Origin of the sequence: Plantactinospora solaniradicis, assembly GCF_042658085.1 — a bacterium.
Lineage (GTDB): Bacteria > Actinomycetota > Actinomycetes > Mycobacteriales > Micromonosporaceae > Plantactinospora > Plantactinospora solaniradicis.
Genome location: NZ_JBHSPR010000085.1, coordinates 7,229 through 26,873 on the forward strand (window position 1 = coordinate 7,229; position 19,645 = coordinate 26,873).

21 protein-coding genes are annotated in these 19,645 nt (G+C 71.9%); 12 read left to right on the forward strand and 9 right to left on the reverse strand.

Annotated elements, in window-relative coordinates; translation table 11 throughout:
• The first annotated feature begins 186 nt into the window (after positions 1-186).
• The 7 genes from pucD (at position 187) to ACFP2T_RS43835 (ending at position 8,524) form a co-directional block, all read left to right on the forward strand.
• A complete protein-coding gene (gene pucD / locus ACFP2T_RS43805) occupies positions 187-2,358 on the forward strand; it encodes a xanthine dehydrogenase subunit D (protein ID WP_377433028.1) in 2,172 nt (723 codons plus the stop codon).
• A complete protein-coding gene (locus ACFP2T_RS43810; protein ID WP_377433030.1) occupies positions 2,358-3,545 on the forward strand; it encodes a DUF6986 family protein in 1,188 nt (395 codons plus the stop codon). The genes pucD and ACFP2T_RS43810 overlap by 1 nt, the downstream gene beginning before the upstream one ends.
• Before the next feature lie 52 nt (positions 3,546-3,597).
• A complete protein-coding gene (allB, locus tag ACFP2T_RS43815) occupies positions 3,598-4,938 on the forward strand; it encodes an allantoinase AllB (protein WP_377433032.1) in 1,341 nt (446 codons plus the stop codon).
• Complete coding sequence (gene alc, locus ACFP2T_RS43820) at positions 4,935-6,023, forward strand: allantoicase (RefSeq protein ID WP_377433034.1); 1,089 nt, start codon at positions 4,935-4,937, stop codon at positions 6,021-6,023. Before allB ends, alc begins: the two co-directional genes overlap by 4 nt.
• Positions 6,024-6,135: 112 nt before the next feature.
• Positions 6,136-6,795, forward strand: coding sequence for a hypothetical protein (locus ACFP2T_RS43825; RefSeq protein WP_377433036.1), 660 nt, complete (start codon positions 6,136-6,138; stop codon positions 6,793-6,795).
• Between the two features lie 37 nt (positions 6,796-6,832).
• Positions 6,833-7,954, forward strand: a complete 1,122-nt coding sequence (locus ACFP2T_RS43830) for a protein-L-isoaspartate O-methyltransferase family protein (RefSeq protein WP_377433038.1) — start codon at positions 6,833-6,835, stop codon at positions 7,952-7,954.
• Positions 7,955-8,389: 435 nt separating this feature from the next.
• Positions 8,390-8,524 (forward strand): hypothetical protein, encoded by a 135-nt coding sequence (locus ACFP2T_RS43835; protein WP_264084278.1) that lies wholly within the window; start codon positions 8,390-8,392, stop codon positions 8,522-8,524.
• A 77-nt stretch (positions 8,525-8,601) separates the two neighbouring features.
• Here ACFP2T_RS43835 and ACFP2T_RS43840 read toward each other — a convergent pair whose 3' ends face one another.
• Both ACFP2T_RS43840 and ACFP2T_RS43845 read right to left on the reverse strand, forming a co-directional pair.
• Complete coding sequence (locus ACFP2T_RS43840; protein ID WP_377433040.1) at positions 8,602-9,900, reverse strand: MFS transporter; 1,299 nt, start codon at positions 9,898-9,900, stop codon at positions 8,602-8,604.
• Positions 9,901-9,989: 89 nt separating this feature from the next.
• Positions 9,990-10,634, reverse strand: a complete 645-nt coding sequence (locus ACFP2T_RS43845) for a hypothetical protein (RefSeq protein WP_377433044.1) — start codon at positions 10,632-10,634, stop codon at positions 9,990-9,992.
• 228 nt (positions 10,635-10,862) lie between these two features.
• Between ACFP2T_RS43845 and ACFP2T_RS43850 the strand changes: the two genes are divergently transcribed.
• Positions 10,863-11,399, forward strand: a complete 537-nt coding sequence (locus ACFP2T_RS43850) for a hypothetical protein (protein ID WP_377433046.1) — start codon at positions 10,863-10,865, stop codon at positions 11,397-11,399.
• Positions 11,400-11,478: 79 nt separating this feature from the next.
• Here ACFP2T_RS43850 and ACFP2T_RS43855 read toward each other — a convergent pair whose 3' ends face one another.
• From ACFP2T_RS43855 to ACFP2T_RS43865, 3 genes are all read right to left on the reverse strand, one after another.
• A complete protein-coding gene (locus ACFP2T_RS43855; protein WP_377433048.1) occupies positions 11,479-12,846 on the reverse strand; it encodes a chymotrypsin family serine protease in 1,368 nt (455 codons plus the stop codon).
• A gap of 211 nt (positions 12,847-13,057) precedes the next feature.
• Positions 13,058-13,273 (reverse strand): flavin reductase, encoded by a 216-nt coding sequence (locus ACFP2T_RS43860; RefSeq protein ID WP_377433050.1) that lies wholly within the window; start codon positions 13,271-13,273, stop codon positions 13,058-13,060.
• A gap of 35 nt (positions 13,274-13,308) precedes the next feature.
• On the reverse strand, positions 13,309-13,539 hold the full coding sequence (locus ACFP2T_RS43865; protein ID WP_377433051.1) for a hypothetical protein: 231 nt from the start codon (positions 13,537-13,539) through the stop codon (positions 13,309-13,311).
• A gap of 226 nt (positions 13,540-13,765) precedes the next feature.
• On the opposite strand from ACFP2T_RS43865, the gene ACFP2T_RS43870 reads away from it, so the two are divergent.
• Together ACFP2T_RS43870 and ACFP2T_RS43875 are read left to right on the forward strand one after the other, a co-directional pair.
• Positions 13,766-14,560, forward strand: a complete 795-nt coding sequence (locus tag ACFP2T_RS43870; protein ID WP_377433052.1) for a helix-turn-helix domain-containing protein — start codon at positions 13,766-13,768, stop codon at positions 14,558-14,560.
• Positions 14,551-14,745 (forward strand): DUF397 domain-containing protein, encoded by a 195-nt coding sequence (locus ACFP2T_RS43875; protein WP_377433053.1) that lies wholly within the window; start codon positions 14,551-14,553, stop codon positions 14,743-14,745. Before ACFP2T_RS43870 ends, ACFP2T_RS43875 begins: the two co-directional genes overlap by 10 nt.
• 161 nt (positions 14,746-14,906) lie before the next feature.
• Here ACFP2T_RS43875 and ACFP2T_RS43880 read toward each other — a convergent pair whose 3' ends face one another.
• The gene (locus ACFP2T_RS43880; RefSeq protein ID WP_377433054.1) at positions 14,907-15,896 is read right to left on the reverse strand and encodes a pirin family protein; all 990 of its coding nucleotides are present in this window, start codon (positions 15,894-15,896) and stop codon (positions 14,907-14,909) included.
• 2 nt (positions 15,897-15,898) lie between these two features.
• The gene (locus tag ACFP2T_RS43885; protein ID WP_377433056.1) at positions 15,899-16,396 is read right to left on the reverse strand and encodes a MarR family winged helix-turn-helix transcriptional regulator; all 498 of its coding nucleotides are present in this window, start codon (positions 16,394-16,396) and stop codon (positions 15,899-15,901) included.
• A 185-nt stretch (positions 16,397-16,581) separates the two neighbouring features.
• Here ACFP2T_RS43885 and ACFP2T_RS43890 point away from each other — a divergent pair, with 185 nt between their 5' ends.
• Positions 16,582-17,112 (forward strand): GNAT family N-acetyltransferase, encoded by a 531-nt coding sequence (locus ACFP2T_RS43890; protein WP_377433057.1) that lies wholly within the window; start codon positions 16,582-16,584, stop codon positions 17,110-17,112.
• A gap of 90 nt (positions 17,113-17,202) precedes the next feature.
• Positions 17,203-17,787, forward strand: a complete 585-nt coding sequence (locus ACFP2T_RS43895) for a DUF1684 domain-containing protein (protein ID WP_377433058.1) — start codon at positions 17,203-17,205, stop codon at positions 17,785-17,787.
• Positions 17,788-17,934: 147 nt separating this feature from the next.
• Here ACFP2T_RS43895 and ACFP2T_RS43900 read toward each other — a convergent pair whose 3' ends face one another.
• Both ACFP2T_RS43900 and ACFP2T_RS43905 read right to left on the reverse strand, forming a co-directional pair.
• Entirely contained in the window at positions 17,935-18,543 is a 609-nt protein-coding gene (locus ACFP2T_RS43900; protein ID WP_377433059.1) for a YflT domain-containing protein, read from the reverse strand.
• A 150-nt stretch (positions 18,544-18,693) separates the two neighbouring features.
• A complete protein-coding gene (locus ACFP2T_RS43905; RefSeq protein ID WP_377433061.1) occupies positions 18,694-19,518 on the reverse strand; it encodes a helix-turn-helix domain-containing protein in 825 nt (274 codons plus the stop codon).
• Positions 19,519-19,645 lie beyond the last annotated feature (127 nt).

Sequence of the window (19,645 nt, forward strand, 5' to 3'; positions counted from 1 at the left end):
GGGGGGGGGGGGGGGGGGGGGGGGGGGCCGAGTGACCCGCTCTGGGCGGTCAGGCTTGATCCCGACGCGGGTCACCCGGCCCCCCACCCCTCGATGGTTCCGGTTGACGCGGACCGTGCGGCCGGGACGATCGGAAGCACCGGGGGGATCGGGAGCAGTGTGGTGCGGCCGGACGGGGTGTTGAAGGTGCGGGGGGAGTTCGCCTTCTCGTCTGATCTGTGGGCCGAGGACATGCTCTGGGGGGTCACTCTGCGCAGTCCGCATCCGTGCGCTCGGATCAACGGGATCGATGTCGGCGCGGCGCTGGGCGTGCCGGGGGTGTACGCGGTGCTGACCGCCGAGGATGTGCCGGGGGAGCGGCGCTACGGGCTGGAGGTGGCCGACCAGCCGGTGCTGGCTGGCGATCAGGTCTGCTACGTGGGTGAGCCGGTGGCGATCGTGGCCGCCGACCATCCGGAGACGGCACGGCGGGCGGCGGAGCGGATCGTGGTCGACTACGCCGTGCGGGAGCCGGTGACCGATCCGGAGGCGGCGCTGGCGGGTGGGCAGGTCGTCCGGCATGTGCCGATCCGGCGGGGTGATCCGGGCGTCACCGCCGAGGTGGTGGTGACCGGGGAGTACCGGGTCGGCATGCAGGACCAGGCGTTCCTCGGGCCGGAGTCCGGGCTCGCGGTGCCGGCGCCGGACGGCGGGATCGACCTGTACGTCGCCACCCAGTGGCTGCACGCCGACCAGCGGCAGGTGGCCGCCGCACTGGCCCTGCCCGAGGAGAAGGTTCGGCTGAGCCTGGCCGGGGTCGGTGGCGCGTTCGGCGCCCGGGAAGATCTGTCGATGCAGGTGCACGCCAGCCTGTTGGCGCTGCGGACGGGGCGCCCGGTAAAAATGGTGTACGGCCGGGAGGAGTCGTTCGTCGGGCACGTGCACCGGCATCCGGCGATTCTGCGGTACGAGCACGGTGCGACCCGCGACGGTCGACTGGTCTACGTACGGGCCTGGATCCTGCTCGACGGTGGGGCGTACACGTCGACGACTCCGGCGGTGGTGGCGAACGCGGCCAGCCTCGGGGTGGGGCCGTACCAGGTGCCGAACGTGGTGGTGGATGCCTACGGGGTGCACACGAACAATCCGCCGTGTGGGGCGATGCGGGGGTTCGGGGCGGTGCAGGCGTGTTTCGGTTACGAGTCGCAGATGGATCGGCTGGCGGCGGCGGTGGGGCTGGATCCGGTCGAGGTGCGGGTCCGGAACGCGATGGTCGAGGGTGCGCTGATGCCGACCGGTCAGGTGGTGGAGGGGCCGGCGCCGGTGGCCCGGTTGCTGGAGCTGGTCCGGGACCGGCCGGTCCCGCCACCGGCCGGTGCCGATCTCCGGCAACTGCCCGGCGGGGTGGCGAACACGACCAGGGCGGAACACGTGACCCGGGGGGTCGGGTACGCGATCGGGATCAAGAACGTCTGCTTCTCGGAGGGGTTCGACGACTTCGCCACGGCGCGGGTGCGGTTGGAACTGCTCGGTGGGGAACCGGCGGTGCTGGTTCGGACCGCTGCGGCGGAGGTCGGCCAGGGTCTGGTCACCGTGCAGGCGCAGATCGCCCGGACCGAGTTGGGGGTCGAGCGGGTGGTGGTGGGGACCGCGGATACCGGGGTCGGCAGTGCGGGATCGTCGTCGGCGTCCCGGCAGACGTACATGACCGGGGGTGCGGTTCGGGCGGCTTGTCAGGCGGTCCGGGGGCGGTTGCTCGACCGGCTGGGTGGAATTGAGCGGGTCGGGTTGGAGCTGGTTGGCGGGGCGGTGCTTGACGGTGGGGGGCGGGTGGTCACGACGGTGGCCGAGCTGCTTGTCGGGGGGGCGGTGGAGGAGACGGTGCGGTGGCGGCACCGGCCGACCCGGCCGCTCGACCCGGTGAGCGGGCAGGGCGACGCGCACGTGCAGTACGCGTTCGCGGCGCATCGGGCCACGGTGGACGTGGATGCCGAACTCGGCCTGGTCCGGGTCGTGGAGATCGCCACCGCCCAGGACGTCGGCCGGGCGATCAACCCGGAGGCGGTGCGCGGGCAGATTCAGGGCGGAACCGCGCAGGGGCTCGGGCTGGCGCTGATGGAGGAACTGCGGGTGGTGGACGGGGTGATCCGGAACCCGTCGTTCACCGACTATCTGATCCCGACCATTCTCGACATGCCGCCGATGGCGGTCGACGTGCTGGAACTGGCCGACCCGCACTCGCCGTACGGGCTGCGGGGAGTGGGGGAGCCGCCGACCATCTCGGCCACGCCCGCGATCGTCGCGGCGATCCGGGCGGCCACCGGACTCCCGCTGGCCCGGGTACCGGTCCGACCCGAGCACCTGACCGGGACGGGCTGATGGGCCGGTTGCCCGCCTCGGTGGCGGCGGAACTGGACCAGCGGCTCGGTCCGGTCGACGCCGAGCTGCGGCGCAGGTACCCGGGTGAGCGGGGTGGCCGGCAGCCGGTGCACACGGTCTACGTGCCGGCCGACCGCTGCGAGGCTGGGCTGGCGGCGCGGTGGGGGGTTGCGGCGCTGGCCGCGTTGCGGGACCATCCGCCGCTGCCGTACCCGGACGAGCTGCACGAGCGGGTGGCCGCCAAGTTGCGGACGGAGCCGATCGAGGATCTGCGGATCGACTTCGAGGACGGGTACGGGGTACGGGACGACGAGATCGAGGATGCGGCGGCGCGGGCGGCGGCCGGGGCGTGGCGTGTGGGGCTCGGGGCGCCGTTCGCGGGGTTGCGGATCAAGAGTCTGACCGGGCCGGACCGGCGCCGGGCGGTTCGGACCCTCGACGTCTTCCTGGACGCGCTGCTGGACGGTGCCACCGAGGTGCCGCCGTCGGAGACGTTCGTGGTGACGGTTCCCAAGGTCAGCGTGCCCGAGCAGGTGGCGGCGATGGTGCTGCTCTGTGAGCGGGTGGAGGCGGCGTACGGGTTGCCGGCCGGGTGGTTGCGGTTCGAGGTGCAGATCGAGACCCCGGCGGCGGTGCTGGGGCCGGCTGGACTGGCGACGCCGGCTCGCTTGATCGGGGCGGCGCAGGGGCGCTGCGTGGGGCTGCACTACGGCACCTACGACTACGGCACGGCCTGTGGGGTGGCGGCGGCCCAGCAGAGCCTCGCGCATCCGGTCGCCGACTTCGCCAAGGCGGTGATGCAGGTCGCCGCCGCCGGGACCGGGGTACGGCTCTCCGACGGGTCGACGAACGTCCTGCCGGTCGGGGACACCGCCGCCGTACAGGCCGGCTGGGCGCTGCATGCCGGGCTGGTCCGCCGGTCCCTGGAACGGGGCTTCTACCAGGGCTGGGACCTGCATCCGGCACAGCTGCCGACCCGGTTCGCCGGCACGTACGGCTTCTTCCGGGACGGGCGGGCGGCGGCGGTGGACCGGCTGCGGGCGTACCTCGACCGGCGGTCCACCGGAATCCTGGACGAGCCGGCGACGGCGCGGGCGTTGGCCGGGTTTCTGTTGCGGGGGCTGGACTGCGGTGCGTTCGGTGAGGCCGAGGTTGGGTTTGATCGGGCCGGACTGGCGGCAATGTGACGTCGGGTTGTGGCGCGGTGGGTTCGGGTTGGTCTCGGGCGGGGGAGGGCGGATGAGCGGTTACGACCTGGTGCTGCGGTCCCGACGGGTGGTGCTGCCGGACGGTGAGCGGCCGGCGGCGGTCTGCGTACGGGGCGGCCGGATCGCCGCCGTCGCCGGGTACGACGCGGTGCCGGGTACGGACCTCGGCGAGTTGGTCCTGCTGCCCGGCCTGGTCGACACGCACGTGCACGTCAACGAGCCGGGGCGGACGGAGTGGGAGGGTTTCGCGAGCGCGACCCGGGCCGCACTGGCCGGTGGGGTGACCACCATCGTGGACATGCCGCTGAACTCGGTGCCGCCGACGGTGACGGTGGAGGCGTTGCGGGTGAAACGGACGGCGGCGTCCGGCCGGTGTCACGTCGACGTCGGGTTCTGGGGCGGGGCGGTGCCGGGCAACCTGGCGGAGCTGCCGGGCCTGCACGCGGCCGGGGTGCTGGGCTTCAAGGCGTTCCTGGTCGACTCGGGGGTGCCGGAGTTCCCGCCGCTCGACCCGGCCGGGCTGGCCGAGGCGTTCGGCGCCGTCGATGCGCTGTTCGTGGTCCATGCGGAGGATCCGGACGAGGTCGGCGTCGCCCCGGCCTCTGTGCGGTACGCCGACTTTCTCGGCTCGCGGCCTCCGGGCGCCGAGCGGCGCGCGGTCGAGGTGGTGCTGGACGCGGCCCGGCGGACCGGGGCCCGGGTGCACATCCTGCACCTGTCGGCGGCCGACGCGCTGGCACCGGTCGCGCGGGCCCGGCGCGAGGGGATCCGGGTGACCGTCGAGACGTGCCCGCACTATCTGACCCTGGACGCGGGCGGGGTTCCGGACGGCGCGACCGAGTTCAAGTGCTGCCCGCCGATCCGGGACGCGGCGAACCGGGCGGCGCTCTGGGCGGGCCTGGCGGACGGGCTGGTGGACTGTGTGGTCTCCGACCACTCGCCCTGCCCGCCCGCGCTGAAGCGGCTCGACAGCGGGAACTTCGGCGCGGCGTGGGGCGGGATCGCGTCGTTGCAGCTCGGGCTGCCGGTGATCTGGACGGAGGCCCGGCGCCGGGGTCACGACCTGGTCGACGTGGTGCGCTGGATGGCCGAGCGGCCCGCCGAGATCGCGGGGCTGGCCGGTAAGGGCCGGATCGTCGAAGGTGCCGATGCGGATCTGGTGGCGCTGGATCCCGACGGGGAGTTCACCGTCGATCCCGCCGAGCTGTTCCACCGGCATCCGGTCACCCCGTACGCCGGGCGGCGGTTGACCGGCCGGATTCGGGGCACCTGGTTGCGGGGCGAGCCGGTCGGCGTGACGGATCCGCCACGTGGGCGGTTCCTCGGTGGTGGTTCGGTGCCTGGCGGAACGATCGGGAGGGGGGCGTCGTGACCGGCTTCACCGACCTGCCCGACCTCGCGTCCCGGGCGCTCGGCGGTGGGGTGGTGGACGCGAACGACGAGTTCTTCGCGGCCCGGGACAACCTGGTGACGCCGGAACCACCGACCTTCGCCGCCGGCACCTTCGGGCCGAAGGGCCAGGTGTACGACGGCTGGGAGACCCGCCGCCGCCGCGATCCCGGGCACGACTACGCGATTCTCCGGCTCGGCGCGCCCGGGGTCGTCCGGGGCGTGGTGGTGGACACGTCGTACTTCACCGGCAACTATCCGCCGCACGCCTCGGTGGAGGGGTGTGGGATGCCCGGATATCCGGGACCGGCGGAACTCGCCGACGCGGAGTGGCTTCCGCTGGTGGCCAGGTCACCGCTGCGCGGGGACACCCGCAACCTGTTCCAGGTGGACAGCCCGCACCGGTTCACCCACGTGCGGCTGCGGATCTATCCCGACGGTGGCGTGGCCCGGCTGCGGGTGCACGGTGTCGTCGTACCGGATCCGGAGCTGTTTCCCGACGGCCAGCTCGACCTCGCGGCGCTGGAGCACGGCGGGCTGGTGGTCGGCTGTAGCGACATGTTCTACGGCTCGCCGCACCAACTGCTCGCCCCCGGCCTGGCCCGGAGCATGGGTGAGGGTTGGGAGACCGCCCGGCGGCGCGACGACGGCAACGACTGGGTACGGGTCCGACTCGCCGTGCCCGGCCAGATCCGGCAGGTCGAGCTGGACACCAGCCACTTCAAGGGCAACGCCCCGGCGGCGGCGACGCTGCGCGGGATCGATGCCCGGGTCGCCGACCCGGCGGAGCCGGCGGGCTGGTTCGAGGTCCTGCCCCGGACCCGGTTGCAGCCGGACACCCGGCACCGGTTCCCGGTCGACGTGCCGGGAACGGCCACCGACGTACGGTTGGACGTGTTTCCGGACGGCGGCATGGCCCGGATGCGGCTGCCGGGCCGGGTCGCCCCGACCGAGCTGGGTCGGCTGCGGCGGCGCTGGTCGGAGTCGTTGCCGCCGGCCCATGCGCGCCGGATCGCACCGTCGGGGTCCCGGCGGGTCGGCGCCTGGGGGCCGGCACCCGGAGGGTGATCCACCGCTGCGATCCGGGCGAGGAGGCGGAGGGAACTGTCAACTTTCTGTCTTGTTTCCCGACTGTGCCGGCCGTAGCGTCGCGCCTACCGCGGATGTGACGGAGGACCTGGTGAGCCAGCTTGTTCCGCCCCAGCTGGTCGTGCAGTGCCGGATGCTGCACTTCGGCTGGATACCGGCGGACCCCGAGGCGGTGGCGAGGTTGGTGCCGAGCGGGCTGCGACCGATGGCGGACCGGCAGGTCTTCATGCACCAGTACGTGGTGGACGACGCGGCACAGACCTCAGGGCTCGACACCTTCTCGGTGACCTGCCTCGGCTCCGAACTGGACCACGACGAGCCGCCGGAGCTGCCTGGACGCAACCGCTGGTACGCCCAGCACATCAGCTCCAGCCCGGTGGTGCGGGCCGGGGCGGCGGCCCGGGGAGCGCCGGCCGGTGCCGGCCGGACCTCGATCGAGATCGACGGCCGGGCCCTGGTCGCGGTCACCGAGGTCGACGGCGTCGAGCTGATCCGTACCACCGCCCGGGTCGGCGCCACGAGTACCAGGATCCTGCGCGGCCACATGCGTTACCTGGGCGTGGTCGCCGGTCGCCAGGTCGCCACCAGCTATCCGTACGTCTTCGAGCCGGTCACCCCGTTCGAGATCGAGACGCTGGAGTTCCTGGCACCGGAGCACCCCGTCTTCGCGCTTCGTCCGGCCAATCCGTTGGAGATGCTGTGGGGCTTCTACTCGCCACGCTCGTCGTTCGCGTTTCCCGGCAGCGAATGATGATCGCGGTCGGCTCGGGTGTACCGGTCGGCTGGTCATGACCTCCTCGGCCGAACTGCGCCGCCGGTACGTCGAGGAGCTGTTCGGCGAAGGGCTCCTCCCCGACGCGGACGTGGTACGCGCATTCGGCACGGTGCCGCGCGAGGAGTTCGTCGCGTACGGCTTCCATGCCGGTGGCGATCGTTGGGCCGGGCCCACCGATCCCGACTTCCTGACCATGGTCTACCGGAACCATCCACTGGTGACGAAGATCGTCGACGGGGTACCGGTCAGCTCGTCGAGTCAGCCGTCGCTGATGGCCGCCATGATCGAGGGGCTCGACCTGCGCCCCGGGACGAGGGTGCTGGAGATCGGCGTCGGCACCGGCTACAACGCGGCACTGATGGCGACGATGGGTGCCCGGGTGACGGCGGTCGACATCGCGCCGGACGTGGTCGACCGGGCCAGGGCGGCGCTGGCCCGGATCGGGCTGGCGGACGTCGTCGATGTACGGCTCGGCGACGGCTATCTCGGCGAGCCGGCGAACGCCCCGTACGACCGGGTGATCGTCACCGTCGGGCTGACCGGGGTGTCGCCGCGCTGGCTGGACCAGCTCGCTCCGGGCGGCTTCGTGCTCGCGCCGGTCGAGCATGCCGGCAACCATCCGGTGCTGCGGATCTGGCCGGGCAGGTCGGGGGTGGGCGAGGTCCGGGGCCTGCTGCGCGCCGGGTTCATGTCCGCGGCCGGGCCGCTGGCCGCCCGGTACCCCGGGGGATTCCCCGAGCCCCGGCGGGTAGGTGAGTTTCCCGACCCGACGGTGCGGCAACCGGCCCGCTGGCGACCTCCGCTGGACGTGTTCCGCTACCACGACCTGTGGTTCGCGGTCGGGGCCTGGGACCGGCGGACGACCTTCTCGGCCGGACCGGTCGGTGGCTGGGGTGGGCCGGGCGGATGCGTACTGCTGGACGAGGACCACGGTGGCGGAGCCGGCCTCCTCGCCGACGGTTCGGTGCAGGCCGCGGGGGTGCGGGCCAACCGGTACGCGGCGGAGGCGCTCGCGCTGCGGGACCGGTGGGTGGCGCGGGGCCAGCCGGAGATCTCCGACTGGTCGGCCCGGCTGGCCCCGGCCGGCGTTCCGGACCGGCCGATCCTGGTGCCGACCGGTTGGATCCAGCGTTGAGCCGTTCCGGCCGGGTATCCGGTTGACGTCGCTCCGTCCGGTATCCCCGGCCGAGCGGACCCGATCAGCGCGAGCGTCTGGTCACGGACGCCTCAGTGGCACCGGGGACCTCGATGGTCGCGTTCCGACCCACCGATGCGGCCGGGGCCGCATCGGTGCAGGCTATCGGCGATCGACCGGCTCCGCCGGGTTTCTGGCCCGCCAGATCGGCAACTCCGATGGTGGGTTGCTCCGTTGGTGTGCGGCGCGGGACGTGATTCGTCACTGTCCCCGGCAGCCTGGCGGGTCGCCGGGGGCGATTCCGTCGTAGGGCGACAGGCGAGGCGTTTCACGGCGGATCCCCCCGCAACCGGTCATCGGGGATGAACCGCGAAAGCTGGTACGTCGGCATGGTCGTCCTACCGTCCGTAACGGTAACGACCAGGGGAGGACAGCATGTCCAGCGAGATCATGGACGCCGAACCGGACCAGCCCGACCAGGCAGCGGTCGAGAGCGAGCGCGGAGCCCTGGTCGCGGTGTTGGTGATGGTCCTGCTCGGGGTGGCGGGCATTTTTGCCGTCTCCACGTGACAGCGTCCGATCTCCAGTCGAAGGTGTGGGCCCGCCGGCCGACGACGGCCGGCGGGCCCGAACGGTCCCGGATCCGGTCAGGAACCGACCCTGGCCTCGTCCGCCGGGTGAATCTGCTGCCCAGTGCCGCCAGCGTCGCTGGACCCCGTGGTCCGGCCCGACCGGGCCAGGCGTGCCGCGAGGAGAGCGGCGCCGAGGCAGAGCGTGGCGGCGACGACCAGGGGCAGCCGGCGGTCCAGTAGCACGAGGGCGGCGCCCAGCGGGGTGGCGATCGCGACCGGCGCGAAGAGCAGGGTGCTCGCGGTTGCCGCGACCCGGCCGAGCAGTGCCTCCGGGGTCCGGGACTGCACCGCCGTCATGGCGGCCACCAACGTCCAGGGCAGGCCGATCCCGATGACGAAGGAACTGCCCACCACCACCGGCCACCAGGGGATGCCCCAGCCGGCGGCGCCGACGGCGACGAGTCCGGCTCCGAGCACTCCGACCGCGAGGGTGCCCCGTACCCGCAACACCCGGCCGACGACCAGGCCGCCCAGGACGGATCCGGCACCCTGGGCCGAGGAGAGTACGCCGAGGAACGTGGCCGGGCGATGCAGGTTCTCGACGACGACGGCGTAGAGGGCTGCGGTGGTCAGCCCGGACATCGCGATGGTGACCGAGCCGATCAGGACGGTGGTTCGCAGCTCGGGACGTGCCCAGAGGAAGCGCATGCCGGCCGGGATCCGTCCGCTCGGGCCCGGCGGCGGTCCTGGTTCGGTCGGCGTTCCGGAGGGCCCGTCCGGGAGGGTTCCCGGAACCGGCGGGCGGAGGCGGATCAGCAGGTAGAGCCCGGCGGCGGTGGTCAGCGTGCCGACCGTCAGCAGGGCGACCGAGTGGGCACCCCACCAGCCGAAGAGACCGGCGCCGACCAGCGGCGCGATGAGCTTCACCCCCTCCTGGGCGCTCATCCGCAGCCCGTTCACGCCGCCGAGCGCCTCGGGTGGCAGCGCGGCGGGCAGCAGGGCGGCCTCCCCGGCGTCGATCAGTACGAAGCTGATTCCGTAGCCGAGCATCACGGCGTAGATGACCCAGGTCTGGTGTTCCGCGTGGACCGTGAGCAGTGACAGCACGGCGGCGGCGGTGAGCAGGAGGGTCCAGACGATCAGCGGCCGGCGGGGGAACCGGTCGACCAGGACGCCGAGCACCGGTCCCAGCAGCGTCGGGACGAAGAAGCAGAATCCGGTGAGCGCCGCCAGGCTGCTGGACCCGGTGAGTTCCAGCACCCATATCCCGGTGGCCAGGGACATGACGGTTCCGCCGAATCCCGAGAGCAGGGAGATCGCGACGAACAGGGCCGTGTTCCGGCCGCGTGGCACCTGTGGTCGTACCGAGCGCACGTCCGCCCTCCCGAAGACTTGAGCCGCAATGGCTCACATCTTCGGGTTACTCGGCGCTGCGTGTCAATCAAAACTTCAGTCGGGTGGGCTCATGGTTTCTCCGGTGTGTCGGGCCGGTTGGCGGGTGTCGCCGCCAGGACGGCACGGCGAAGTCGGTCCAGTGCGGATGGGAGCGGCAGCGGCAGTCGCTCCGCAGGCACCGTGTCGAGGTCGTCTACGGCCTGTGTGGCCAGGGCGAACAGGGCACCGGGCGGGGCGGAGGCGGCCAACGCGAGGGTGGTCCGGGCGAGTCCGGCCCGGGGATGCCGGCTCGCCAGGTCCGGGTCGGCGACCAGTTGGCGGTGTACGGCGAGAACCGTCGCGCGGAGTTGGCCGATCTCCGGCCCGTACGGGGTGTCAATGGATCGTTGACGCTTGCGATCGGTGCGTACCCGCTCCGGATCTCGGCTGGCGCCGCCGGAGAGCCGTAGCCAGCGCTGTTCGGCCGCCTGCCGACTGCTCAGCCCGAGCGACGTGGCGATCTGCGCCCAGCTCGCCCGCTGATCCCGGGCGGACTCGAGAAGCTGGCGCTCGGCGTCGTCGAGACTCTTCCGTAGCGCGCCGAGCAGGCGCAGCGCCGCCAGTGGCTCCGTGCGCCCGGTATCCGTGCCGTAGGCGGCGGCCAGTACGGCCGCGTGGTCGGCGAGCGACTGCCACTCCGTTGCCGCCTCGGCGGCTTGGTCACCGTGCTGCATGGGGTCATGGTGCTGCCGCGATTCGACCATGTCAACAATCAGTTGACACGGCGCCTCCGGGCGGGGGGCCACCGGGCGACCGCCCGACAGTCACGCCCGGCAGATCGACGTGAACCTCTCCGTCGTTGCGGAACCGGTGCGCCGGACCGGTCGTCCGATTAACGACGGCACCGAAGGCGTGAACAGGAGGAGCGGATGGCTCACCCGTGCCACTCTCGCCGTGCAGGCATGCTGGTTCTGGCGCTCGTGCTCGCCGCCGCCTCGGTCCTCTCCGCCGGCTGCGGAGGCCCGGCGGCACCCGGCTCGGCGGTGACGGAGGATCCGGAGCTGGTGGCCGCCGCCCAGACGGTGGAGGCCGAGCTGCGGCAGGCGTTTCCCGACACGTTCAGCGGGCTCCGGCTCGACAACGACGAGAACCGGCTGATCGTCTACCGACGGCCGGACCCACGGCTGGACGCCCGGGTACGGGAGCTGGCTCCGTCGGTCACCGTCGACCTCCGGGACGCGGCGCACTCGCTGGCCGCCATGCTGCGTACGGTCGACCGGGTGGTCGCCGACGGCGCGTACTGGGCCGAGCGGGGAATCACGATCACCGGGGCGGCGCCCCGGGCGGACGGCTCGGGGGTGTCGGTCTACACCCGCACCGGGGACGACAAGGAGCGGGCGGCGCTGTCCGGGCGCTATCCGGAGATGCCGCTCACCGTGGAGAAGCGGACGATCGTGCCGGCGACCCACCAGCCGCCGTCCGGCATCGTGATCAGCTGACCGCGCCGCCCGGGTGCCGGCCCGACACACGGAGGAGCCCGGCCGAACGAGTTGTCGGCCGGGCTCCGCGGTTCGTCGGTCAGCTGACGTTGATCCGTACCCCGATCGTGTTCATGATGTCCGCGACCTCGCCGTAGAAGACGCTCGACGAGCACTGCCGGCCGGGGTAGACGTACCCGGTGCAGGGCTCCTGGAGTTCGAGGTCGATCGCGGAGATGACGCCCCGGGCGATGGCCCGCTGGTCGGTGGTCCGGATCGCGTAGACCGGGCCGCCGCTGTCACCGTTGCCGGCCACGGAGACGCCGGGCAGCTGCGCGTTGACCATGTTGGTCATCACGCCGACGCCGTGTTCCGGCGGCTCGAACCGGTACGAGATGCCGGTCGCGGCCACCCGGATGCCGCAGACCGTCCCGGTGTACGAGCCGGAGGTGCAGACCAGGTTCCCGATGGTGTTCCTGCTCGCGCCACCGACCCGGATTCCGCTGGTCGCGCCGAGGTCGTTGTTGTTGGGGTTGACGGGTGGGCCGTGGTAGACGGCGGCATCCGAGCCCAGCGGGGTGTGAATGGCGTGTCCGTCGTGGGCCAGATCGCGGGTGGCGATGGTGCTGCCGAACGTGTTCCACTCCGGCCCGTTGCCGAAGTCCACGGCACCGGTGCGCCACTCACCCGGACCGCAGTGGGCCGCGCTCAGCAGGTACGTCGCGGCGCCGTTGAGCCCGGTCACCCCGAACGCGTTGCTGCAACTTCCGCCGGCGGTCCGCTCCATGTAGCCGCCACCGTAGTAGGGCTCCCAGTCGTACCAGCGACTTGCGGGGGCGAGCCGGCTCGTCACGTCGACGGTGAGCGGGAACTCGCTGGCGAGCGCGGGCACCGACCGCAGCGCGGACTCCGTGCTGGTGCCGGCCGGCAGACCACCGATGCTGACCTTGATGCCGCTGCCGTCGGGCTTCGGCATCGCGGCCATGACCCGCTGGTTGGACGGCTTGCCGGAGTGCAGTGGCAGCCGGACGAGGCGTTCCGTCTCGCGACGCAGTTCCGCCTCGGTGTATGGGGCGGACTGGACGACGACCGTGATACCCGCGCTCCGGGCGCGCCCGATCTCGGCCGTGATCGCCGCCGGCATCGTGCCGTGCCAGTAGAGCCGCAGGGTGTTCCGTTCCGGCTCGACCACCATGCCCGCCACGTCACCGGACGCGGTCGCGCCCTTGGCGGCCAGGGTCCGGATGGTGTCGGTGAGCCGGTTGAGTTCCTCCTGCGCCCGCATCGCGGCGAGCAGCTCCGGGGTCATCCCGGGTGTCAGTTTCAGGAGCTCGTCGAGGCTGTTGACGAGGGACTTCTGTGGGCTGGACGGGTCCGGCCCGGCCAGTGCGGTCGACGGTGTGGCGACGACGACCGCCAACACCGTGACGAGGATGGCTGGGCGCAGGGCAGACAGACGTATTCCCATGAACACTCCCCGAAGTGCTGGGTACGATGCGATCCATCGACGTATCGATGATCCCTATTTGCTTGGTTGCCGAAGGTAGTTGATGTTCGTGCGATCCGCAACATGCTGTGGGTGACACTTACCGATACGTCGTCCGTCGATATGTCGATCTCGGACCGTTGCTACGCCGACGACAACGGACCCGAGGCGGGTCGGTGGGTGGTGCGGCGGGTCAGGGAGGGCGGCTGCGGGGAACCCAGTAGACGATGCGGCCGGCCAGCAGGGCCGGGTGCGCGGTCGGCAGATCTTGCAGCGCCCTGGTGAGTTGGGCGGCGAGATAGATCATCAGTCCCGGCCGGTCCTTCTCGTACAGGTACAGCAGCGCCAGCCGTGCGGGTGAGCACGGCCAGTTGGCGCCGCACGACCGGCACCGGAACGACGGGCGCATGGGTGTGTGCGGCCGGCGCGGCGCATGAGGGCGGCTCATACCCGCTGGCCGCGTGGGGAACGTTCCGGGGTCGTCCTCGCGGCGGCCGGCGGGCGGACGGCGGCCCGGTAGGTGGCCCGGTCGAGCGGGGGCACCGTGGGCAGGTAGGGCATCGGCACCAATTCGACCGAGTCCGGGCAGCGCCAGCGGTATCCGCATCGGCAGTACCGCCACAGTCGACGCCAGTCCCGGCGGTGGTGTGGCAGGGTGCGATGAATGCGTTTCACATCGTGCCCTCTCTCGTTGTAATGGAAGCGGGAGTGGCGCCGGGATTTGATCGAGAAGATTGGCGCCACCCCCGCGCGCTGCCCGCCCGTCCTTTGCGGGGTGCTTTCGGGTGGGTCCGAGCGGGTGCGCTTGTTTTCCACACTGGACCGAACACCGATGGCGGCGGAAGATTAGCAACCGGCAGCAAGTCTGACGGACCCACAATCGCGCCGGGAAGGGCGGGGAATGTCGTTTCACAACGGAGGACTGGGAAGATTTCTCAAATTCGCTCGTTCCAAGTCCGGATTCACACAGGAGCAACTTGCCGAACGGCTGAACGTGTCGACCTCGCTCATCGCCAAGTTCGAGACAAATCGGCTGATCCCGAAGTCCGACACGGCGCGCCATCTCGACGCCGTGTTCGACTCCGGGGATACGTTCCAGGAGTCGGCCGCCGAAGCGCGGGCGTTCTCCGGCGATTCTGTCTGGATCAGGCCATGGCTGGAGTACGAGCAGTACGCCACCATGGTCCGAAGCTTCCAACCGACGGTCGTTCCCGGACTGCTCCAGACCGAGGAGTACGCCCGGGCCATCCTCCGGGACGCCGGAACGCGCGTGCCGGACCTGGAGGAAACGGTGGCGAGCCGGATCGCCCGGGCCGGCATCCTGCGCCGGGACGAGGAGCCGTGCCGACTGTTCGCGGTCGTCGACGAGGCGGTGCTGCGCCGGCCGGTGGGTGGACCGAAGGTCATGTCCGGGCAACTGCACGCGATCGTGCAGGCGTGCGCCCTGCCGAACGTCAGCGTCGCGGTGGTGCCGGCGTCGGTCGGCGCCTATCCCGGTCTCAACGGGCCGCTGGCACTGGCCACTGTCGACGGTCGGAACGTCGCCTTCCTGGACGATCCGCTGGACGGTCGGGTGGTCGAGGACCCGGATCGGGTCGCCGCGCTGGAGGAGGTCTGGGAGTCCATCCGCGAGTACGCTCTACCTGCACAACCGTCCCTCGAACTCATCATGGAGGCAGCGGAGTCATGGAGCTGATCGACGTGCCGCGCTGGCGGAAGTCCTCCCGCAGCAACGGACAGGGCGGTGACTGCGTAGAGGTCGCGGACAACCTCGCCGACCGGGTGCTGGTCCGGGACACCAAGGACCGCGACGGTGGCACGCTGGCGTTCGGCCCGGACGCGTGGCGCGCGTTCGTCATCGGGGTGGCCCGCCGGCCGTAGCGCCGCCAGGGACGAGCCAGGGCCCCAGAAGAGCAGCGCGAACGCCCCCGCACCTGACTCCTCAGGTGCGGGGGCGTTCGGCGGTTCGAGGGCGGGTGTCCGGCGCCGGGACCGTTCGTGGGCGGCGGCGAGCGGCGAGCGACGAACCGCGTACCCCCCGGTCAGGCCGGGCGCGGACCGGCGCCGCCGGTGTGCGGCAGGCGCTCGGCGGGGATCACGCCCAGCCGACCGGCCTGGTAGTCCTCGAAGGCCTGGACCAGTTCGGCCCGGGTGTTCATCACGAACGGTCCGTAGTGCGCCACCGGCTCCCGGATCGGCTGGCCGCCCATGATGTACAGCTCCAGTGCGGGCGTCGCCGCCTCCTGCTCGGCGTCGGCGGCGATCCGGAGTGCGTCGCCGGGACCGTGCACCGCCAGTTGACCGGTGTGCACGGGCCGCCGTTCGCCGCCGACCGTGCCCCGGCCGGCGAGCACGTAGACCAGCGCGTTGAAGTCGGGCCGCCACGGCAGCTCGACCTCGGCGCCGGGCTGCACGGTCACGTGGGTGATGGTGATCGGGGTGTGCGTGCTGCCGGGCCCGGCGTGTCCGGCGACCTCGCCGGCGATGACCCGGATCAGCGCGCCGCCGTCCGGCGTGCTGACCAGCCCCGACTCCTTTCCCCGGATGTCCTGGTAGCGCGGCGGGTTCATCTTGGCGACCCGGGGGAGGTTGACCCAGAGCTGTAGGCCGTGGAACAGCCCGCCGCTCACGACCAGGTGCTCCGGCGGCGCCTCGATGTGCAGCAGGCCGGAGCCCGCCGTCATCCACTGGGTGTCGCCGTTGGTGATGGTGCCGCCGCCACCGTTCGAGTCCTGGTGGTCGAAGACGCCGTCGATGATGTAGGTGACCGTCTCGAACCCCCGGTGCGGATGCCACGGGGTCCCCTTCGGCTCGCCCGGCGCGTAGTCCACCTCGCCCATCTGGTCGAGGTGGATGAACGGGTCCAGCTCGTGCAGCGGCACGCCGGCGAAGGCCCGGCGGACCGGGAAGCCCTCGCCCTCGTACCCGCTGGGCGCGGTGATCAGCCGGCGGACCGGCCGGAAGGTGGTGGTCTCGGCCAGCCGGGGCAGGCGCGGCAGGACCAGGACGTCGTCGACGGTGATCGCGGGCATGGCTAGTTCTCCTCGGTGCGAAGGCGCAGGGGTTCGGGGGATGGGATGCCGTTCGGCTTCAGTCGGCTGCCCAGCCGATCGAAGACCCGGGTGAGGCAGGCGACCTCCGCATCGTCGAGGTCGTCCATCAGATGACCGCGGACCGAGGCCGCGTGGTGGGGTGCGGCCTCGCGCAGCGTGAGCAGTCCGGCGGCGGTCAGCACCGCCTCGCTGCCCCGGCGGTCCTCCGGGCAGCTCTGCCGGGCGACCAGGCCGCGACGCTCCATGGACGAGATCTGGTACGTCAGCCGGCTCGGTGAGAAGACCAGCCGGCTGGCCAGCTCGCCCATCCGGAGGCGTTGCCGAGGGGTCTCGGAGAGCAGCACCAGGACGTGGTAGTCCGCCAGGCTCAGCTCGCTGGTGGTCCGGAGTTCGTCGTCGAGTTGGTTCAGCAGGCGCTGACTCGACTCGATGTACGCCCGCCAACACGCCAGCCGCTCCGCGTCCAGACCCTCAGCCATGTGCCGAGAGTAGCACTCTTTCAAATCTGAAGCATGCGTCCTCGGGTGATCATGCTCACCCTTGGTTCGCGCGGGAGTCGAGATCTTCCAGCTTTGAAGGACAGTCGGACGGAGCCGGTCAGCAGGGCGGGTGGCCAGGAAAACGGGTTGGGACCGGAGCCGTCCCGGTGGCACACTGCGGCACCGTGGAAACGATCAAGATCGCCGTACCCGGCCTGGTCCTACGCCCCTGGCGTACCGAGGACGCGGCGGAGGTCCTGCCCGCGCTGCGCGAGCCCGCCATCGCCCTGTGGAACCCGGCCCCGACGGTGGTCGACCTGGCCAGTGCCGAGACCTGGCTCGCCCGCCGGGCGGACCTGTCGGGCGGCGAGCACGTGTCGCTCGCCGTCACGGACCCGGCCGGCGGGGAACTGCTCGGCTCCGTCTCGCTGCACAGCATCCACGACGGCGGTGCGTCGATCGGCTACTGGACCGTCGGACCGGCCCGGGGGCGGGGCGTGGCCTCCCGGGCGGTGGCGGCGCTCACCGGCTGGGGTTTCGGCCAACTCGGGTTGCACCGCGTCGAACTGTGCCACGCGGTGGCCAACCCCGGCTCGTGCCGGGTCGCCGAACGCGCCGGCTACCGGCTCGAGGGCACCCTGCGCGACTCCCACCGGTACGGCGACGGCCGCCGCTACGACGAGCACGTGCACGGACGCCTGACGACCGACACCTGAGCGCGGCGAGCCCGGAGCCGGTCATGCGGCGGATCACCCTGACCCACGGCTCGGCCGCCGACCGGCCGGTGGCCGGCTAGGCTCGGCCGGGTGGATGAACTGGAGTTGGCGGACTGGCGTGAGCAGGTGACCCGGCTCTACCTGTCCGACCTCGACCTGGCCGGATTCCGGGCGGCCCGGGACGCGCTCTTCGCCGGGCACCCGCAGTCGCCGATCCCGCTCGCCGACCGACCCCGGTTCACCGGGCTGCGCTACTTTCCGCCCAACACGGCGGCGGTGGTCGACGTGCCGGTGCGCCCGGCGACCGGCACCATCAGCATCGACACCGGTGGACCGGACGGGGTGGTGCACTACCGCCGGACCGGTATCGCGGAGACGCCCTGGGGCCCGCTGACCCTCTGGTGGATCGAGGCGTACGGCGGTGGGCTGTTCCTGCCGTTCCGGGACGGCACCGCCACCCAGGAGACGTACGGCGGTGGACGCTATCTCACCGACACCGTGAAGGGCACGTACGGCAGGGGGGTGACCGTCCTTCCCGGCGGCCGGCTCCGGCTCGACTTCAACTACGCCTACAACGCGTCGTGTGCCTACGACGACAGGTGGGCGTGCCCGCTGGCTCCGGAGGAGAACCGGATCACCGCGCCCATCCGGGCGGGGGAGCGTACCTACCACTGATCCCCGGCCGTCGGAGTTCCCGGCCGTCGGCCGGCCCCTACCGCAGGTCCGAAAAGGACGATGGTAGGGACCGGCCGGTGGAAGCTCCGACGGAGGCCGACGACGTACCCGCAACGCCGTGCCACCGGTCCGTGGCGTTCGGGAACGTCAACCCGGGGCCCCGGCGGGCTGCTGTCCCGGCCAGTTCATCCGGCCGATGAGCTGGCGCGCCTGGTCGGCGAAGGTCGCGTCGACGGTCACCGCGTACTGGTTGGCCCGCAGGCTGCTCGCCGAGGTGAAGTCGCGTCGACCACCGGTCATGGAGTGCGCGATGGCGCCGAAGATGGCGCCCCAGACCGCACCGATCGCCAGACCGACCAGGATCACCGCCCACCAGTTCCCGACGGTGAAGATGCCGAAGAGCAGTCCGATGAACAGACCGAACCAGGCACCGGTCGCGGCACCGGCCAACGCTGCCCGTGCGGTCGTCATCCGTCCCAGCACCGTCTCGACCAGGGTCAGGTCGGTACCGACGATCGCGGCACGTTCGACCGGAAACTGGTTGTCGGAGAGGAAGTCCACGGCGAACTGTGCCGATGGGTAGTCCGGGTACGAGGCGACGGTCACCGTGGCGTTTCCGGGCCCGGTGCCACCATCGCTGCCGGGCGTCCTGAACTGGTCGCCGGACGGGCCCGCCGGGAGGTTGTTCCCTCCGGAAACACCGGGCACGCCGAGCGTGCCGGAGCGCCAAGCCGCCGTCGGGTTCCTGGACATCATGAATCAGCCTCCTTCGTCACGGCCCGATTCCCCGCCTGGGTGGCTCGGTAACCCGTCGTGGCGACGGAGAGGCGACGGAGAACGTACGGAGAGGCGACGGAGTACGGCCGCCAACTGCGCCCCGTTCAGGCGGTCCGTCCCGGATTGGGGTCAGAGGACGGTTCCGGTGCCGACGCGTCGACCGGCCGAGGTCATCGCGTCGGCGGTCGCCTCGTCGAGGGGGAAGAACGACTCGATGGAGAGTTCCGCCACGGTGACGTCCAGTGGGGTGCCGAAGGCGAAGACGGTGCTGAAGAAGGCGAGTTCCCGGTCGCCGTCCCGGATCCGCAGCGGCACCACGACGTCTCCCGGCCCCGGCAGGTCGATCTCCGGTTCGGGCTGGTCGCACGGATAGCCGCGCAACTCGTCGTACAGCTCGGCCAGTTCGGGATCGCCGGTGAGGGCGACCTGCCGGCGGAGCCGGCCCAGCAGGTGGGCCCGCCATTCGCCCAGATTCACGATCCGTGGCGCCAGCCCGGCCGGATGCAGGGTCAACCGGAGCGCGTTGACCGGCGGGTTGAGCAGCGGCGCCGCCACGCCGTCGGTGAACACGCCGATGCTGGCGTTCGTCTCGACGAGGTGCCAGCAGCGGTCGACGGCGACCGCGGGGTAGGGCTCGTGGGCGGTGAGCACCTGCCGGACCGCCGCCCGGACCGGGGCCAGCGCGGGGGAGTCCAGCGGCGTGCGGGGGTAGATCGGCGCATAGCCGGCGGCGAGCAGGAGATGGTTACGTTCGCGCAGCGGCACGTCGAGATGTTCGGCGAGCCGGAGCACCATGTCGCGGCTCGGCATGGCCCGGCCGGTCTCCACGAAACTCAGGTGCCGGGTGGAGATCTCCGCCTGAATGGCGAGTTCCAGTTGGCTCAGCCGGCGTCGCTCGCGCCACCCGCGCAGCAACTGGCCGATCGGACGCTGTCGCTGTCCGGCGACCCTCATCTCGTCATCACCACTTAGATCGTACGGATGTGTCGCGGGCGGCTCCCCCGGAGCCGGCCAGGTCAGGGGGCGGAAGGCCCGCCCCCGACCGGGTCGCCGTCCGCTGGGTGGGCGGTGGACGGCGACC

Excerpts from the sequence above, each read along its gene's own strand:
- ACFP2T_RS43905 (WP_377433061.1), bottom strand. The coding sequence starts at position 19,518 with ATGAGGGTCGCCGGACAGCGACAGCGTCCGATCGGCCAGTTGCTGCGC.
- ACFP2T_RS43850 (WP_377433046.1), top strand. The coding sequence starts at position 10,863 with ATGCTGGTTCTGGCGCTCGTGCTCGCCGCCGCCTCGGTCCTCTCCGCC.
- ACFP2T_RS43845 (WP_377433044.1), bottom strand. The coding sequence starts at position 10,634 with ATGCAGCACGGTGACCAAGCCGCCGAGGCGGCAACGGAGTGGCAGTCG.
- ACFP2T_RS43880 (WP_377433054.1), bottom strand. The coding sequence starts at position 15,896 with ATGCCCGCGATCACCGTCGACGACGTCCTGGTCCTGCCGCGCCTGCCC.
- ACFP2T_RS43875 (WP_377433053.1), top strand. The coding sequence starts at position 14,551 with ATGGAGCTGATCGACGTGCCGCGCTGGCGGAAGTCCTCCCGCAGCAAC.
- ACFP2T_RS43830 (WP_377433038.1), top strand. The coding sequence starts at position 6,833 with ATGACCTCCTCGGCCGAACTGCGCCGCCGGTACGTCGAGGAGCTGTTC.
- allB (WP_377433032.1), top strand. The coding sequence starts at position 3,598 with ATGAGCGGTTACGACCTGGTGCTGCGGTCCCGACGGGTGGTGCTGCCG.
- ACFP2T_RS43885 (WP_377433056.1), bottom strand. The coding sequence starts at position 16,396 with ATGGCTGAGGGTCTGGACGCGGAGCGGCTGGCGTGTTGGCGGGCGTAC.
- ACFP2T_RS43900 (WP_377433059.1), bottom strand. The coding sequence starts at position 18,543 with ATGATGTCCAGGAACCCGACGGCGGCTTGGCGCTCCGGCACGCTCGGC.
- ACFP2T_RS43810 (WP_377433030.1), top strand. The coding sequence starts at position 2,358 with ATGGGCCGGTTGCCCGCCTCGGTGGCGGCGGAACTGGACCAGCGGCTC.
- ACFP2T_RS43860 (WP_377433050.1), bottom strand. The coding sequence starts at position 13,273 with ATGCGCCCGTCGTTCCGGTGCCGGTCGTGCGGCGCCAACTGGCCGTGC.
- ACFP2T_RS43835 (WP_264084278.1), top strand. The coding sequence starts at position 8,390 with ATGTCCAGCGAGATCATGGACGCCGAACCGGACCAGCCCGACCAGGCA.
- ACFP2T_RS43855 (WP_377433048.1), bottom strand. The coding sequence starts at position 12,846 with ATGGGAATACGTCTGTCTGCCCTGCGCCCAGCCATCCTCGTCACGGTG.
- ACFP2T_RS43870 (WP_377433052.1), top strand. The coding sequence starts at position 13,766 with ATGTCGTTTCACAACGGAGGACTGGGAAGATTTCTCAAATTCGCTCGT.